We start from the raw sequence: 17949 nt of genomic DNA on the forward strand, positions 1-17949 counted from the left end.
TGTGAACGTGTAAATTTACGAATTTTTCATTAGAATAAATTGTTTATATGATTCTATTGTCTGTCCCTTAGCGATATCAATGAGACCGCTACGCGACGTTTTTGATGACAATGAAGCTGCATGAATAATGCATACCTTATCTAAATGTGGCAATTCATGCAGGTGGTGTCAATCATTGAAAATAGGCAATACGATACGTCCGGGTTAAAAGCTTCTCCTTTTGTTTACTGAAAATGTTGCGTCCAAAATTTACAAAGTGCAGTAGGATGCGCTAGCGTTCCTGTAAATTTTAAAGCGAGTTATTCGTATAATGATGTATGCCCAAAGGCGCTCATAAGAACGCTCCACCAAGCTCTTTGGTTACCTTTGTAAAATACTTTACTTTTTCGGACAAGAGAACGTGGCGCCTTTAAATATGCTTTTTTAAGAACTGTCCGGTATAGGAAGCTTCTTGCTTTATCAGCTCTTCCGGTGTTCCTTCAAACACCAAATCCCCCCCTCTTTCTCCTCCTTCAGGACCAATATCAATCACCCAATCTGCACATTTAATAATATCCATATTGTGCTCAATGACCAGAATGGTATTGCCTTGGGCTATAAGGGCATCAAACGATTTTAATAATTTCTTAATGTCATGGAAATGAAGACCCGTGGTTGGTTCATCAAAGATAAATAAGGTATTTTTACTATTGTTTCCCTTTACTAAGAAAGAGGCTAATTTAATTCGTTGCGCTTCTCCTCCTGATAACGTATTGGAAGATTGTCCTAATTTTACATAACCAAGACCGACATCTGCCAGCGGTTGTAATTTGGCTAAAATCTTAGCTTGCCCTTGAAAAAAAAACAATGCTTCATCAACAGTTAATTCTAAAATGTCGTAGACATTTTTATCATGCCATGTAACATCCAACACCTGTTGTTTAAAACGTCTGCCACCACAAGCTTCACAGCTTAGGTAAATATCTGCCATGAACTGCATCTCTATCTTCACTTCTCCTTCTCCTTGACAGACATCACATCTCCCCCCTTCAACATTAAATGAAAAAGCAGCTGGTTTTAATCCGGCAGCTTTAGCAGCAGGTTGGTTACTAAAAAGTGTTCGAATGTCATCCCACGCTTTCACATAGGTTACCGGATTTGAACGTGACGATCGACCAATGGGGTTCTGATCCACCAATTCAACGCGTTCTACCATTCCTAAATCTCCCTCTAAACTGTCAAACGCTCCTGTTTGTTCGCCTGAATAATTTCCTGTTGCCTTCTGCAAAGCGGGGTATAAAATCCGCTTTACCAAAGACGTTTTTCCTGACCCTGACACACCGGAAACAACGGTAAAGGTATATAAGGGGAACTTTACATCAATGTCCTTCAAATTATTTTCTCTGGCTCCTTTTATTTCGATAAAATGTTGCCATTTTCTGCGGTTAGCTGGAACACTGATTTTTTCTGATCCATTTAGGTACCTTCCAGTTAAACTATGTTGATCTTTTAAAATGGCATCGTAGGTTCCGGAAAAAACCAATTGACCACCATTTACCCCAGCTTCTGGACCAATATCAATCAAATAATCAGCCGCTTGCATCATTTCTTCTTCATGCTCTACGACTAATACCGTATTTCCTACATTACGTAACGATTGGAGCACACCGATTAGCCTTTGAGTGTCTTTTGGGTGTAAGCCTATGCTGGGTTCATCCAAAACATAAATAGAACCTACCAATGAGCTCCCTAAAGAAGTGGCTAAATTAATTCGCTGTGATTCCCCTCCTGAGAGCGTATTGGATAATCGGTTTAAGGTTAAGTAGCTTAATCCAACTTCCGTTAAAAAGCGAATCCTATTGATAATTTCGGTCAACAACCGTTTAGCAATGATTTCCTCATTCTTGGTCAGGCTTAAATCTTCGAAAAATTGCAACAGCTCATCCAGTGGCATTAACACGAGTTCCAAAATAGACTTGCCTCCCACCTTCACATAAGAAGCATCTTTGCGTAGGCGGGTACCTTTACAGTCGGGGCAATCGGTTTTACCCCGATATCGGGATAACATGACCCGGTATTGGATTTTATAGGTCTGTTCTTCTAATTCTTTAAAAAACTCATTTAATCCTTTAAAAAAGCGATTGCCCGTCCATAAAACTTCCTTTTGATCTAAGGTTAAATCCCGATAAGCGCGATGAATAGGAAAATCAAATTTAATAGCAGCTTTTACCAATCTATTCAACCATTCTCCCATCTTTTCCCCACGCCATGGTGCAATGGCCCCGTCGTAAACGGATTTACTTTTGTCTGGGATAACCAAATCAGCATCGATACCAATGATTTTTCCATAACCTTCGCACCGGCTACACGCACCATAAGGGTTATTAAAGCTGAAGAAGTTCGGAGTGGGTTCTTCAAAGGTTATCCCGTCTAATTCAAATCGATCGCAAAAGAAATGTTCCTCATCCGCTACGCGAAGGTAACAATCTCCCTTCCCCTCGAAAAAAGCCGTCTGTACAGAGTCTGCAATTCTACTAATCGTTTCATCTTCATCGCTAATACGGATTCGATCAACAACAATCCTTAAATCTCCTAAAGTTACCTGAACGTTTCCAAGTTGTTTATCCTCCAGTAAATCCTCAATTTTAGCTATTTTACCCTTATACTCTACACGTATGAAACCTTTTTGCAAAAGAACAGCTAGTTCTTCTTTGAGTTTTCGTTGATTGTGAGGATGTAACGGACTAAAAATAGTGATTACCGTATCTTCAGCGAGTGCTGTCGCAAAATTCACAACATCGGTCACCGAATCTTTCTTAACTACCTTACCTGATATTGGTGAGATCGTCTTCCCTATGCGGGCAAACAATAGCTTAAGATAATCATAAATTTCAGTTGAGGTTCCTACGGTTGATCGTGGATTACTGGTGATCACCTTCTGCTCAATAGCAATGGCAGGAGCTATTCCTTTAATATAATCTACTTCAGGTTTATTCATTCTGCCCATAAACTGCCGAGCATAGGCAGACAAACTCTCTACATACCGCCTTTGTCCCTCTGCGTAGAGCGTATCAAAGGCGAGAGAAGATTTTCCCGAACCAGACATCCCCGTTATCACGACCAATTTATTTTTCGGTACCGATACGTCAATATTTTTTAGATTGTGAACTCGCGCTCCTTTAATTAATATATGAGATTTTGCGTTTGAATCAATTTTCTTTGTCATGTAACTTTCCTAAAAACCAGCCCAACTCAATGGGCTCCGTAAAAACACGTGGTGCTTAATGTGCAGAAATTTACTTGATGCCTATATCCCCACGTTTGGGAACTACCATCTACAGTAACGGCATACAAAAACAGCCATTCATTTATGTGTATACTTCCATCGTATTCATAAAAGCTCATTGCCATTAAAGGCAGGCATTCTAATGAAAAAATAAGCGTTACAAAAATACGCATTAAAGAAATAACAAACGATTTTCTAATTTTTTCTTTGTTTTTCTAAAAAAATTGTTTTGCTTTGAAAAAATTTAATTGTCCATTTTTACTTAGGAGATAACCTAAGTTAATGCATTAGGAGGAACTGCTATAGAGAAAAAAACTACTTAAAACACTTTTTACTAGACGAAAAGACGAAAAGTAGCATAGCATGACACTGCAAAAGAAAACTGACCGACAACTAATTCACTTGTATTTAGCTGGCGAAGGTGCCGCAATAGAGGAATTAATCCATCGATATCAATCTAAAATTTATACATCCATCTATTTATTGGTAAAAGACCCTTATTTAGCAGAGGATCTTTTTCAGGATACGTTTATAAAAGTAATCCGTACCTTACAAGCTGGAAGATATAATGACGAAGGTAAATTTCTACCTTGGGCTATGCGTATTGCCCATAACCTTGTTATTGATTATTATCGCAAAGAGAAACGTGCACCCTTAATTGCAAATAGCGAGGGTTTTGATATTTTCGACATCTTACCTTTCTACGATGAAAGCACAGAAGAGAAAATGATCAGACAGCAAACGCATAAAGACTTGCGAAAAATGATTCAACTCCTCCCAGACGACCAAAAAGAGGTGCTTATTATGCGTCATTACGGAGAAATGAGTTTTAAAGAGATTGCTGAAATAACGGATGTCAGCATTAATACGGCTTTAGGAAGGATGCGTTATGCGCTTAACAACCTTAGAAAAATGATTTCTACCTCAGAGGTTGTTTTAAAAACAGGCTAGGTTATTCCTAGCTTATTAAGCCGATGGCTTTGGAATGATTAATTGCGTCATTATTCGTGTTAAACAAACAGATGCTGATCTCGGTATCAGACATACTTTCTAAGAGCTGCAACGTTTTTGTAGCTCTTTTCTTTTTAATATTACGTATATATATGGCCTTGATTCGATTTGGATAATTCGTTGCCAAAGCAGCATATATCATCGGATCACGCTGCGAATTATCACCAATCAAGACAAATTTTTGTTTTGGAAAAACCCGCAATAGACGGCTAATACGCCTGTATTTGTCGTTGTGGTCGGTTCTTCCTGTCTTAAAAAAATCAAACCAGCGTTTAAAATGACTTAATAAAAAAGAACCAGAAGGAAGCTGGTTATACTTAAATATGTCGTGTAAATAATCGTATAGATTCCACTCGCTGCTGGAGACATAAAAAAATGGGTTTGAACACTCTTGCTTGGTGTCCGACAAGGAAAGCAATTGATACCAGTAAACATTATCCGTAAATAATTGTCTTTGGTAAATATTTTTAACCAGTAATTCACGTAGCCTTTTCCAAACCGTTGCTGAATGGGAAATTAATACCGTATCATCTATATCTGAAACAAAAACATATTGGGTGGTATGCGGCACGTATACATGACCTTTGGTCATGCAAACAACATTATTGTGTTGATTTACCAATCCGATACGGATTGGATGGAGACCAGCATCTAAATGCGATACCGAAGTCCATTTAAATTTAAAAAAGCCATCAGCTTCAGCTATTGTGTCCACGATTTGGTCACGAAAAAACAGACGCAAATGCGCCTTTCCAAGTGGACGCAACAAAAACAACCGTAAGATACGGAAGGTATACCGCCATCCATTGGTATTCCATTCCATCGATTCATTTCGTTGCTTTCCTTTCAAAACATGTCCATAAATAACCAGATTTTTACGATGACCATATCCATTATAAATTTTAATCGTAACCGCTGTTTCCATCAACTTTCAAACATATGAAACCTTCAACGGTTTTATAATGAGTAAGAGAAACATTATGCATCATGATTCACCTTTAGTCTTATATTTTATTGTAAATCCTCGTGCTGGCCAACAACAAATAGATTATGCCCTAGCGATCACTAACTTCTTTGAACAAACACCGCATCGTATTCATATCCATATATTGACCAGTCACTGCTCGATCGACACAATAAAGGCAGATATCGCTAAACATCGTCCAAATCGGGTAATAGCCGTTGGCGGTGATGGAACGGTAAAATTAGCTGCAGAATGTATTATCGGTTCAGATATAGCATTGGCGATCATTCCAGCAGGATCTGCTAATGGTATGGCTAGGGAAATTAACCTTAAAAATAATGTCAAATCAGCGCTATCCCTAGTTATCAATGGAAAACCAAAGGCTATTCATGCGTTGCGTATTAACCATGAAATCAGTTTACATTTAGCTGATATTGGTATGAATGCCAAGATTGTAAAAAAATTTCAATCCTTACAGGAACGCGGAATGATAGGTTATGCCAAAGCAACTTGGCGCGCACTTAAACGGCATAAAAAGATGCATGTTGCTTTACACATTAACGGAAAAACGATCTTGAAAAAAGCAGAGATGGTGATTTTAGCGAATGGTACTACTTATGGAACAGGCGTTAAAATCAATAATATCGGTTCCTTATTCGATAATCAATTCGAGGTAATCATCGTTAAATGGTTTTCCTTTATCGAGCTCATTAAAATGTGTTTCAATTTTCATATCCGCTTTAATCCTTTTAAAACAGAAATTATACAAACCAACCAAGTAACAATTGACACAAAAGAAAACACCTTCTTCCAAATTGACGGAGAATATTTGGGCAAAGTCCGCCATATCGAAGCCAAATTGATACCGCACGCCTTATACCTCATTACGTAATGTTTTATTGTTGCATATTATATATGTATATGCTCAAATTAAAATCCATAATACTAATTGTTAAAAACATAATAGGTCAAAAATTATAGAAAGCATTTGGAAGTAGCCAAATAAAGATTAATTTTGTTGCAACTAAGTTTCACTTAAAACACATACACGTAATCAAATCGATTCTGTTGTTTATCGCTTTTAATATCTGCGAAAGTAGAGTCTAAATAAAGGTTACAAAAAGTTAAAGCAACATATGATACCACAGGACTTCGAAAGTTGGCGCAACTGCATTGTCGACAAATGCAGAATCCCCCTCACTAAAGCGTTTGCTAAAAAGAGACTAGCTGTATACACACAAACAGACCACCCAGAAACGATAGCATTTATACGTTTGTACGGTAATGAACATTACCGCCGAGTGATTTCTTGGTTCAACAGAGTCATCGACATTGAAAATTAATTTTGCATTACCCTTCATCATTTTAGTTTACAACCCGACAGAAAATGAAACGCAGAGATTTTTTTAAGAATACCGCCCTCACGGCAATAGGCGCAGCCCTGCTTTCTCCTTTTGAAACGTTAGCACGGAAATCATACCGGTTTTCGGACAACACCAGCAGTGCAAAAAACATTATTTTCATGGTCAGCGACGGAATGAGTACTGGCACATTGAACATGGCCAATCTGCTTTTACAGCGCAAAGAAGGGCGTCAGAGCAACTGGCTGGCACTTTATGAAGAAAGTCGGGTTAGCAGAGCATTAATGGATACAGCCTCCGCAAGCTCACTTATCACAGATTCCGCTGCTGCAAGTTCTTCTTGGGGTGGGGGAAAACGAGTTAACAACGGTTCGCTTAATGTAAACGCTGACGGTTCTTTTAACAAACCTATTCTACAGAAGTTCAAGGCCGCTGGAAAGGCGGTTGGCTGCGTAACTACTGTACCCATCACCCATGCAACACCTGCAGGCTTTTGTATCAACAGTGATAAACGTTCCGATCAACCAGGGATTGCGCTGATGTATCATGACCTCCGTTTCGACGTGATGATGGGAGGCGGTACAGAATTTTTCAGTGCCGAAAAACGTAGCGACAAGCAAGATCTTTTTAAAAAATACCGATCTTCCGGTTTTTCGGTGTTGAATAACCGCGATGACCTCTTTAATTTAGCTGGAAATGATAACCAACCGGTAATAGGTGTTTTCCATGAAGACGGATTACCCTATGCATTGGACAGGTCCAATAGTAAAACATTGGTATCCGCAACGCCTAGCCTGGCAGAAATGACAAAAGCGGCCATCGAACGTATGAAAAATAATCCAAAAGGTTTTGTCCTACAAGTTGAAGGGGGAAAAGTGGATTGGGCTGCTCATGCCAATGACGCAGGAGCTTTGATCTATGACCAAATTGCTTTTGACGATGCTATCGCCGAAGCGATCCGTTTTGCGGAAAAGGACAAGGAAACCTTAGTCGTAATCACCACCGATCATGGGAACGCCAATCCAGGACTGTTTTACGGAAGCAAAGCCAATGAGAACTTTGACCGCATCCAGCATTTCAAATACACAAATGATTGGATATTAAATAGGGTGAATAAAACCGATAGTCCAGCTTCACTCGTAGAGCGCATTCATTTTGCTCAGGGTTACGCTATCACTACAGAAGAAGCCAAACAGTTGCTAGATCATTACCAAACACGCGATGGAGAGGGCTTATACAATCCCCGAAAGCTTCCTTTCAAATTATTGGCGCAGATACAGGAAAATCACTTGTCTGTGGGTTGGGGTGCTATGGATCATTCAGCAGACTATGTAGAACTAGCCATGTTTGGACCAGGCAGTGAGCGGCTCAAGCCCTTTGTCAGAAACGTTGAGCTGCATAACTTTTTATTGGAAACAGCAGGTGTTCCACTTTCATAGCAAATACCTGCATTGCTTTATCACGCATTATGACTATGGAGAGGTAGAAATAAAAACTTTTCCAAATTAACAGATATGAAACCATCAGAACAACAGAAAACGTCAGGCGATCCACAAAAGTCGACGAAATATCGTTTGATCAAGATATTGCTGATTATAGTGGCGTCAGTGCTTTTTTTATTTGTTCTGTTAACGGCCTACTTTATAGCGCCCGCGCATATTTAAAAGGACAAAAGCGGAAAATTGCGCTTTTTGTCTAGATAATATATGAGCAGATTATTTAATACAACTAACATCCTTAAGCATATTGCTTATGGTAATAGCTTAGTTAAAACGGTGAAGCATATCCTTATGCGGCATATATTGACACAACAGCGGAAAGATTATCTCAGGCAGCTCATTGCTTGGTTTCAGCTATGTCTTTTTCTTGCGATCCTTGCCAACAACGTCTTGTTTCAGCATGTCCACCGCTTCGCTGACGGAACAATTATCGTCCATGCGCATCCATTTCCCAAAAACACTTCACACCAGCATACTAAAAGTGAATATGTCTTATTAGACGCTGTCTTCCATGCTATGTTTCTATTGGTAACGGCACCGTATCAAGCAAAGGTTATAGAAAGCACATGGTGTATTATCGGTTACCGGCAAGCCTTCAACATTCCTTTGATCGCTATCTTCTGCTCCTTTCTCCGAGGCCCTCCAGTCATTAACTAAAAGGAAAAACCCTGATCCGGACAAATACCATCCGAGGCACGTACACATCACTGAACATCATTGGGCGGATGATTTTCTTATCATCAGCAAGGGGTAAGGAATGTCTGTTTCCTTTTCATTTGCACTATACCCGGTTATTAATGACTATTAAATCTTCATTAAATGTTTACTCCTATAAAATTTTATTTCCTTATTTTCTTCTTTGCATTATTGGTACTTCCCGTATATGCACAACAAGGAACTATTAAAGGTCTGGTTATGGCAGACAGCGTCCCAGTACCGGCTATCTCGGTATCCATTTCCGGTTCTACGATCGGTACCATAACCGACGACCAAGGTTATTACCTACTAGAAAAAACACCCATTGGAAATTACACAATCATTTTCTCTGGTATTGGGTATGATCAATATCGCATACCCATAAAAGTAGAACCAAATGGTACAACCGTTGTCAATGCCTTTTTACAAAAAAAACAGTCTAATCTGGATGAAGTGGTCGTTACAGGAATAAGCCGAGGCGAAGCCCTACGCAAGAGTCCTGTACCCATTACCGTTGTCAATAAATCGGTTATAGAACAAAATATCAATAATAACGCGATCGATGTACTGTCGAAAACCGTACCCGGAGTAAGTTCCGTATCCACAGGACCCAACGTTTCCAAGCCCTTTATCCGTGGACTTGGGTATAACCGGGTTTTAACGTTGTATGATGGTATGCGTCAGGAGGGCCAGCAATGGGGCGATGAACACGGTATAGAAATCGATCCGTATGGTATCTCCCGTGTGGAAGTGATCAAGGGCCCTGCTAGCCTTACTTATGGTTCAGACGCACTTGCCGGTGTTATCAATTTTCTCCCTGCTACGCCTGATTTTAGTAAAAAACCGTTTGCTGGTGATTTCACTTTGGACTATCATAGTAATAATAGGCTCATTGGATCATCCTTAGGTTTAGGATACCAACATGGAGATTGGACCTATCTTTTCCGGGGGAGCGCTAAAACAGCACAAAGCTACACCAACAAAGTGGATGGTCCCGTTTATGGTACAGCTTTTCGGGAGTATGACCTGTCGGGTTCTGTACAGGTAGATAGGTCCTGGGGGAATACCAAACTCGGCGCAACCCTGTACGACAATCTCCAAGAGATTCCTGATGGTAGCCGCGATTCTCTTACCCGAAAGTTTACCAAACAGCTATTGGATGATGGTGACGATATTAAAAACCGACCAATTGTACCAGATGACAAACTCAGAAGCTATCGTATCAACCCCTTGCACCAGCATGTCCAGTATTATCGCATATATAGCGTCAATACCTTCAGGCTCGGTGATGATCAGGTAAATCTTACTTTTGGTGGTCAGCGTAGTGTCCGACGGGAATACAATCATCCTACGCAACCAGAGCAGGCAGGGCTTGACGTTAGCCTGAATACCTTAACCTATGAGGTGAAATACGCCGTTCACCCGATTTATGGAATCGAGAGCACCTTTGGTGTAAATGGTATGTACCAAACCAACCGTAGCGGGAATGCCACCGACTTTCCTATCCCTGACTATAACCTGTTTGATATTGGCGCCTATTTCTTTGCCAAACGTTCCATTGGGAAAATAGATCTGTCTGGAGGCTTACGTTACGATAGCAGACATCTAACATGGGAAGACTTTTATGTAGGCCTTAATCCTTCGACCGATTTCGACAGACATATCAAAAAACCAACAGACCCTGATACCGAACTACAATTCCCTGCTTTTAGTCATCGGTATCAAGGCATTTCCGGCAGTTTCGGAGCGGCCTATAACCTAACGGACAGACTCGTCTTGAAGGGAAATATCGCCAGAGGATATCGTTCGCCAAACATCACCGAAATTGGGTCCAATGGTCTTGATCCGGGAGCCCACATCGTATACCTAGGCAATCGCTCTTTCGTTCCAGAATTCAATTTACAGGAGGACTTCGGCATCTTATATTACACTAAAGCCCTAGATCTCGGACTGGAACTCTTCAATAATGACATCCAACATTACATCTATCAGTCTAGGTTAACAGATACCAACGGTAACCCAATCGTTATCGTTCCTGGAAATACCACTTACCAGTACCAACAATCTAAAGCCCGATTATACGGAATGGAGTGGAGTGTTAACTTGCACCCCTCACAACTGCCCTGGCTTACTTGGAACAATAGCATGGCCTACGTAGTAGGACTTAATAAAGATCAATCACTGCTTAACCAATACGGGAAGGATGCCAAATATCTGCCCTTAATCCCTCCACTGCATATCCGCTCAACCGTCAAGATTAGTGCCCAAAAGGCTCTCGGTATCTTTGATTCGCCCTACTTCAAGGTTGAAGTGGATCACAACAGCGCACAAAACCACTTTTATGCCGTAGATGGAGCTGAAACGGCTACTTCGGACTATACCCTTATTAACTGTGGTCTTGGTGCTACTATTAAAAAGAAGGATAGCAAAAGCACCTGGTTACGGGTGTTTCTTGAAGCAGAGAACTTGTTTAACATTGCCTATCAATCCCATTTAAATCGGCTTAAATATTTTGAATACTATGAACAATCTCCAAGCGGCCGCTATGGAATATATAATATGGGTCGCAATTTCAGTTTCAAGGTTATATTGCCTCTATAAGTTAGGAAATCTGTAAACAGGGCGTTAAACAAATGCAAAAGTTTTTCAAGACAATGGAATGACCACTACAGGAATTGAAATATCCAAAACCGCAATAGCGTTTCTGTATCTAATATATCTTTTGACAACAACCAATACGGTATATTTTGCTGCACTTTGATTCACTCGTTGGACGGCGATCAAATAGTAAAACTTATTTCTAATTGTTGTCACCATTTCCCAAAGCGATTATATGATTTTTACCGTTATCACAAGAGAAGCACAAACATACAGACAAGGTAAATTCATCAGCAAAAACCGTTTTGAATGTTTGGCAGTGCAAAAATGTTCTTTACGATAGCGATACCATACAAGAAGAAATTGGCAAAGCAGGATTGTTTGAAGTATTTTTTCAGAAAATAATGGTAACAAATTTTTTTGCTTGTAGTGACAATGCAAGTCCAATGGATTCTGTACCTAATGCTGTAGTAACAGGAAATGTTGTAGGTAAAATGACAAATAACGGAATGAATGAAAGAAGAGGCGTTTTAATGAAATACAATTGATGATGAAGTACGATAATTGCCGGTAATTTTAATATTTTTGATAATTTGAAAAGAGAGGCTGCGCAAAGAGGAAAAGGATCAACTATACAGATACAATGAGAATAATCGCTACTATATTAATTTTAATAATATCAACATTCACGATGCAGGCGCAAAATCTTGACCGCATTCTTAAACAGACAAACAATGGAGAGCGGATAAATACGCTTATCTCTTTTGATAAGGAAAATGAACTGGAGTATATGCCGCTCACCATCATTAAAGGAAAAAATCCGGGAACTGTATTTGCTATTGTAGCCGGAGTGCATGGCTATGAATATCCACCGATAATAGCTGTACAGGAGTTAATGAAAGAAATAGACACCAACCGGCTTCAAGGTACGCTCATTATTTTGCCTATTGCTAACACGGCATCGTTTTATCAGCGTTCTCCCTTTGTCAACCCCGTAGACGGGAAAAATCTGAATACTACTTTCCCCGGATCTTCTTCCGGAAGTATCACGGAGCAGATTGCACACTGGATCACAAAAGAAATCATTCCCAATACGGAAGTTTTTTTAGACATTCACGGTGGCGACGCCAGTGAAGACCTGCTTCCTTTTGTTTGTTATTATAATGATCAGGAAGAAGCGAAACAAACAGAACAAGCCCGCCTGTTAAGTGAGGCTTCAGGCATGGAATACATTGTCTCCTATCCATACAACATTGCAAAGACAGAACCAGCTAAATATGCTTTTAAACAGGCTGTGCAGGACGGAATTGTTGCATTAAGTATAGAGGCAGGAAAACTCGGAACCGTACAATCAAAAAATGTAGGCTTGATAAAAAATGCCGTTTATAATATGCTAAGCTATTTAGGAATGTACAAGACGGAAAAAACATTTGCTAAAGCATCCAGAAAATACCTTCATAACCAATCGTATGTAAGGGTTCACGAAAAGGGTATATTTTACAGTTCGGTTAAAAGTGGAGATGCTGTTTCAAAAGACCAAAACATTGGATATATTACGGATGATTTTGGCAATACCATGTGCCAGGTAACATCACCTGTAAGCGGGATTGTACTATATAAAGTAGGCACACCTCCGGTTAATGTAGGTGAAACGCTTTTTTGTATTGGTCATTAACTTGAAAGTTGAACTTCGTATCTTCTTTTCGATCTTCTACTTGGGGTATGACATTTTATATAAATTAGCCGATATACATATGAATATAATAGCATTTTTTATTTAGTTTTTTTATGAGCATCAATTCGCAAAACGTAGTTGACTATCCCAATAACAACACCATCTTTATGGTGTGGAATTTTAAAGAGGGCGTTGCCGTCAATGATGCGTTCAATCGGCTTTGTGCGCTAATCAGCAACCTCAATAATTCAGCCAATACACGTTTCCCGCATGCGAAAGCAAGTGTAGTGTTGGGTATTGGTTTTGATACCTGGCATTTATTGAAACTTCCTCAGCCGCTTCCGAAAGAATTCGAAAGATTTAAACCCATTATAGGTACCAAGCATACCGCGGTAGCCACGAAAGGTGATCTGCACATGCATATCCGTTCTGATGCTTATAGTTTTTGTATAGATGCTGCTTCAGCCATTACGGAAACATTAGCGGAGGCTGCTGTAAGTGTTGAGGAAATCCACGGGTTCCGATATTGGGACAGCCGGAGTATTTTGGGCTTTGTGGATGGCACGGAGAACCCGCATGGTGCAGACAGGGAATATTTTGGTATCATAGGCGATGAAGATCCCTATTATAAAGGTGGCAGCTATCTATTCGTACAGAAATATATACACAATATACAAGCATGGAGATCTTTGCCAGTTAGTGAACAGGAAAAGGTAATTGGCAGATCCAAAACGGATGATATAGAAATGCCAGATGATGTGAAGCCATCCAACGCGCACTCGGCACTGGCCAATGTGGGCGATGATCTTAAAATAGTACGGGATAATATGCCTTTTGGAAATATTTCAACCAATGATATGGGAACGTATTTCATCGCTTATGCTAGTTCATTTAATACGGTGAAAAAGATGCTGACCAATATGTTCATAGGCTCACCAGAAGGGAACTACGACCGGATATTGGATTTCAGTACGGCAAAAACAGGAACATTGTTCTTTGTACCGACCTTTGAAATGCTGGATAGCTTTGGAAAATAAAATTCGTAAACATACTGTGGGACATTGTCCTCTTCGAAACACAATTCATCCGCAGCTCCTATTGGTATCAATTCATAGTATTTCATAAATTCATCAATAAACATCCCAATCATATTTCTGCCCTTATAGATACCTTCTTCTCGACAGCTTATGGAAACGATTAGATTCTGCTCAACATAAATCGAAATATCAGGATTTTCAATAAAATAAACATGGGAAGTTAACTTGGCATTTTGACGCTTCCCATTAAAGTAGTATTCAATATGTGCTCTTCCATTGGGAGTTTTAATTTCTGGTTCTGTGTACATTTGGCGCATTGGTTGGCGCACGGAGGGAGAATATAACATAAAAAAAGCCGGTACTTACATACCAGCTTTGTAGCGGGGAGCAGGATCGAACTGCCGACCTCAGGGTTATGAATCCTGCGCTCTAACCAGCTGAGCTACCCCGCCAAAACACCCCTTCTCTTTTGGGTTTGCAAATATAGTTTATTTTCCTTTTCTTTAGAAAAAAAGTTAAAAAAGTATTAAAGGACATATTTAGATCCTAAACCATTATGGCGGAAAAAAGGAAAATGCAATTAGAATACGAGATCAGGTCATCTCCTAAAATATTATATTCATTTATTAGCGAGCCGAATGGATTAGCACAATGGTTTGCCGATGATGTGGTCTATAAAGACAGCAAATATCACTTTATTTGGGATAATGAGGATCATCCGGCAAAACTCATAACTGCTAAAGAAAACAAGAGCGTAAAATTCGCATGGTTAGACGACTCCCCATATTACTTAGAACTTGAAATTATCCAAGACGAATTAACAAATGATGTAGCGCTTGCTATTACGGATTTCGTTATTGAAGAAAATGAAGCCGATCGAAAGCTGATCTGGAACAATCAGATACAATATCTTTTAAGTGTACTCGGCGCTTAAATTTCGTATCTTTGTAATGCAGTTTATACTTGAATTTTGCAAGGAGGGGTATAGATTTCAATGAAACCTGCATGAGTTGTGGTTCGCAATTACATGAATAACTTATGTAAGCTTCATTCCTATTAAGAGGCAAATTATTCTGATGAAAAAAATTCATGTACTCGTATTAAAGGCTTTTTTTAAACCCTTTATCGTCACATTTTTCATTGTTATGTTCGTGTTGCTGATGTTATTTTTATTTAAATACATCGACGACTTAATTGGTAAAGGCTTTGAATGGTATGTGATTTTAGAACTCTTATGGTATGCTTCTGCTGCCCAAATTTCTATGGCCATGCCTTTGGCTATGCTGCTCTCCTCCATCATGACATTTGGGAATTTAGGAGAAAGCTACGAATTGGTAGCTATTAAGGCCGCAGGAATTTCCTTGAAAAAAGCAATGATGCCGCTGATCATTCTGGTTGGCTTGATTAGCGTGGGTTCCTTCTTTTTCAGTGATTACATTTTACCTATCACTAACCTAAAGATGGGCTCACTTTTATATGACGTGCGAAATAAGAAAGCCGATTTTCTGATTAAAGATGGTATTTTTAACAATAGTATTCCTGGTTATTCCATACGAGCTCAAAATAAGAGTAAAGATGGAACCGTCTTATATAACCTTATCATTTATCAACACAGTAATATCTCTAGGGGTACAAACGTGCTTTTAGCGAAAGAGGGGGTCATGTACAACTCACGTGATAATAATTACATGATTCTAAAATTAAAAGATGGCGTTCGCTATGAGGAAACAACTGCCGGCAATCGGTCTTATAATCCAAGGCAACAATTTACCCGCTATTATTTTAAGCAAACAGAGCAAAAATTTGACATGTCTACTTTTCAAATGAAAAGGACAGACGAAGACCTCTTTAAAAGTCATTCCATGATGCTTAATTTGAAACAACTGGAATACTATACGGATTCAACGACAAAAATGTTGGATAGTATACGTGGAACCATTTTTAATGAAATTAAAGGAAACTACAAGCTATTTAACACTTATCAGGCGAGACAAAACAAGCCGTTAAAAAAAGATGATTCGCTAAGTACCTTTAATCATTCATTTGCAGAGGTTATTCCCGCTGATAAACGAATTGTGGCCTTGAATAATTCACTAACCGACATCCGGTATATTAAAGAGGTATTAGACATGAAAGCTAAATCGGATAAAGATTTCGACTTATCCATTGTCCGTTATATTTTAGAATACCATAAAAAGTTCACCTTGGCCGTATCCTGTCTGTTATTGTTTTCTATAGGAGCACCCCTTGGAGCCATCATTCGCAAAGGAGGCTTGGGATTACCGGTTGTCATGGCCATTATTTTTTTCTTGATTTACCATATTATCTCTACTATTGCTGAAAAATCAGCCAAAGAGGGCGATATCGGGCCGATCATGGGCACATGGACAGCGATCATTGTTTTAACTCCTTTAGCTATATTTCTAATATATAAAGCAGCAACAGATTCTGCTCTATTTGATATTGAGAATTACAAGCTGGCCGCAAATAAATTCATCAACCGCTTAAAAACACATTATAATAAATACTTTAAGAAAAAAAATCGTTAACTATAGGTATGACTTTACCATTATAGAGGTCTTGGCGAACTCTTCTATCTTTGTAAAGTTTTAACTGATAAATTCCAATGAACTTCCACTTAAATACGATCGAAGAAGCGATCGAAGATATTAAAGCAGGCAACGTGATCATCGTAGTTGACGATGAAGATCGTGAAAATGAAGGCGATTTTATTGCCGCAGCGAGCAAAGCATCTCCTGAAATTATTAATTTTATGATCACGCATGGTAGAGGGCTAGTGTGCGCACCACTCACAGAAGAAAGATGTAAAGAACTCGACCTGAGCCCAATGGTAGGACAAAATACCGCAGTCTACGAAACCAACTTTACTGTGTCGGTAGATCTACAGGGTCATGGTTGTACTACCGGAATCTCTGCCTCTGACAGAGCGAAAACCATACAAGCCCTTATTAATCCCAATACTAAACCAGAAGAATTAGGTCGGCCAGGGCATATTTTCCCATTAATAGCAAAGGATGGCGGCGTTTTAAGAAGAACAGGTCATACCGAAGCGGCAGTAGACATCGCTCGTTTAGCCGGACTGGAGCCTGCAGGGGTTTTGGTAGAAATACTCAAAGAAGATGGTGAGATGGCACGCCTATCAGACCTGATAGAGGTAGCTAAGAAATTTAAACTAAAAATTATTTCCATCGAGGATTTAATAGAGTATCGACTAACTAAGGATTCTTTAATTACTAAAGAGGTTTCTGTAAAATTACCTACAGAATGGGGAGAATTCAATTTAGTGGCATACAAACAAAAGAACACCGGTGAACAGCATTTGGCTCTAATTAAAGGATCTTGGGAGCCTGACGAACCTATATTAGTACGTGTACATAGCTCTTGCTTAACAGGCGACATCTTCGGTTCGTGTCGTTGCGACTGCGGCCCTCAATTACATAAGGCGATGGAAATGATCGAAAAAGAAGGAAAAGGGGTAATCGTCTATATGAATCAGGAAGGTCGTGGTATTGGTTTAATTAATAAATTGCATGCCTATAATCTTCAAGAAAATGGGCTGGATACGGTTGAGGCAAATGTCAAGCTCGGGTTTAGCCCAGATTTGCGTGACTATGGGATCGGTGCACAAATCTTACGAAACCTTGGTGTAAGTAAAATGAAGTTAATGTCTAACAATCCTACAAAACGTGCAGGATTAATTGGTTATGGCTTAGAGGTGGTGGAAAATGTTCCTTTAGAGATCCAATCAAATAAACACAACGAACTCTATTTACGTACAAAAAGAGATAAAATGGGTCATACCATTATGAAAAACACCTAGCT

The 17949-nt window shown here is 39.4% G+C and carries 14 protein-coding genes and 1 tRNA gene; 12 read left to right on the forward strand and 3 right to left on the reverse strand.

The window, feature by feature from the left end; translation table 11 throughout:
• Positions 1 to 409: 409 nt before the first annotated feature.
• The gene (uvrA, locus tag ABD930_RS15685; protein WP_345232792.1) at positions 410 to 3205 is read right to left on the reverse strand and encodes an excinuclease ABC subunit UvrA; all 2796 of its coding nucleotides are present in this window, start codon (positions 3203 to 3205) and stop codon (positions 410 to 412) included.
• Between the two features lie 423 nt (positions 3206 to 3628).
• Here uvrA and ABD930_RS15690 point away from each other — a divergent pair, with 423 nt between their 5' ends.
• A complete protein-coding gene (locus ABD930_RS15690; protein ID WP_345232794.1) occupies positions 3629 to 4216 on the forward strand; it encodes an RNA polymerase sigma factor in 588 nt (195 codons plus the stop codon).
• A gap of 7 nt (positions 4217 to 4223) precedes the next feature.
• On the opposite strand, the gene ABD930_RS15695 is transcribed toward ABD930_RS15690, so the two are convergent.
• Positions 4224 to 5201 (reverse strand): App1 family protein phosphatidate phosphatase, encoded by a 978-nt coding sequence (locus tag ABD930_RS15695; protein ID WP_345232796.1) that lies wholly within the window; start codon positions 5199 to 5201, stop codon positions 4224 to 4226.
• Between the two features lie 37 nt (positions 5202 to 5238).
• Here ABD930_RS15695 and ABD930_RS15700 point away from each other — a divergent pair, with 37 nt between their 5' ends.
• The 8 genes from ABD930_RS15700 (at position 5239) to ABD930_RS15735 (ending at position 14106) form a co-directional block, all read left to right on the forward strand.
• A complete protein-coding gene (locus ABD930_RS15700; protein ID WP_345232799.1) occupies positions 5239 to 6132 on the forward strand; it encodes a diacylglycerol/lipid kinase family protein in 894 nt (297 codons plus the stop codon).
• A 495-nt stretch (positions 6133 to 6627) separates the two neighbouring features.
• On the forward strand, positions 6628 to 8040 hold the full coding sequence (locus tag ABD930_RS15705) for an alkaline phosphatase (RefSeq protein WP_345232801.1): 1413 nt from the start codon (positions 6628 to 6630) through the stop codon (positions 8038 to 8040).
• Positions 8041 to 8115: 75 nt separating this feature from the next.
• The gene (locus ABD930_RS15710; protein ID WP_345232803.1) at positions 8116 to 8265 is read left to right on the forward strand and encodes a hypothetical protein; all 150 of its coding nucleotides are present in this window, start codon (positions 8116 to 8118) and stop codon (positions 8263 to 8265) included.
• Positions 8266 to 8307: 42 nt separating this feature from the next.
• Entirely contained in the window at positions 8308 to 8757 is a 450-nt protein-coding gene (locus ABD930_RS15715) for a hypothetical protein (RefSeq protein WP_345232805.1), read from the forward strand.
• A gap of 162 nt (positions 8758 to 8919) precedes the next feature.
• On the forward strand, positions 8920 to 11397 hold the full coding sequence (locus ABD930_RS15720; RefSeq protein WP_345232807.1) for a TonB-dependent receptor: 2478 nt from the start codon (positions 8920 to 8922) through the stop codon (positions 11395 to 11397).
• Between the two features lie 302 nt (positions 11398 to 11699).
• A complete protein-coding gene (locus tag ABD930_RS15725) occupies positions 11700 to 11942 on the forward strand; it encodes a hypothetical protein (RefSeq protein WP_345232809.1) in 243 nt (80 codons plus the stop codon).
• Positions 11943 to 12085: 143 nt separating this feature from the next.
• Positions 12086 to 13069 carry a succinylglutamate desuccinylase/aspartoacylase family protein gene (locus ABD930_RS15730; protein ID WP_345232811.1) on the forward strand — a complete coding sequence of 328 codons (984 nt, stop codon included), beginning with the start codon at positions 12086 to 12088 and terminating at the stop codon, positions 13067 to 13069.
• Positions 13070 to 13182: 113 nt separating this feature from the next.
• Positions 13183 to 14106 (forward strand): Dyp-type peroxidase, encoded by a 924-nt coding sequence (locus ABD930_RS15735; protein ID WP_345232813.1) that lies wholly within the window; start codon positions 13183 to 13185, stop codon positions 14104 to 14106.
• A 378-nt stretch (positions 14107 to 14484) separates the two neighbouring features.
• Here ABD930_RS15735 and ABD930_RS15740 read toward each other — a convergent pair.
• Positions 14485 to 14558: transfer RNA gene (locus ABD930_RS15740), tRNA-Met, on the reverse strand.
• A gap of 104 nt (positions 14559 to 14662) precedes the next feature.
• On the opposite strand from ABD930_RS15740, the gene ABD930_RS15745 reads away from it, so the two are divergent.
• From ABD930_RS15745 to ABD930_RS15755, 3 genes are all read left to right on the forward strand, one after another.
• The gene (locus ABD930_RS15745; protein ID WP_345232815.1) at positions 14663 to 15040 is read left to right on the forward strand and encodes an START-like domain-containing protein; all 378 of its coding nucleotides are present in this window, start codon (positions 14663 to 14665) and stop codon (positions 15038 to 15040) included.
• Positions 15041 to 15182: 142 nt separating this feature from the next.
• Complete coding sequence (locus ABD930_RS15750; RefSeq protein ID WP_345232818.1) at positions 15183 to 16655, forward strand: LptF/LptG family permease; 1473 nt, start codon at positions 15183 to 15185, stop codon at positions 16653 to 16655.
• Positions 16656 to 16732: 77 nt separating this feature from the next.
• Positions 16733 to 17947 carry a bifunctional 3,4-dihydroxy-2-butanone-4-phosphate synthase/GTP cyclohydrolase II gene (locus tag ABD930_RS15755; protein WP_345232820.1) on the forward strand — a complete coding sequence of 405 codons (1215 nt, stop codon included), beginning with the start codon at positions 16733 to 16735 and terminating at the stop codon, positions 17945 to 17947.
• The last annotated feature ends 2 nt before the right edge of the window (positions 17948 to 17949 follow it).

Origin of the sequence: Olivibacter ginsenosidimutans (genome assembly GCF_039542865.1) — a bacterium.
GTDB classification, from domain to species: domain Bacteria; phylum Bacteroidota; class Bacteroidia; order Sphingobacteriales; family Sphingobacteriaceae; genus Olivibacter; species Olivibacter ginsenosidimutans.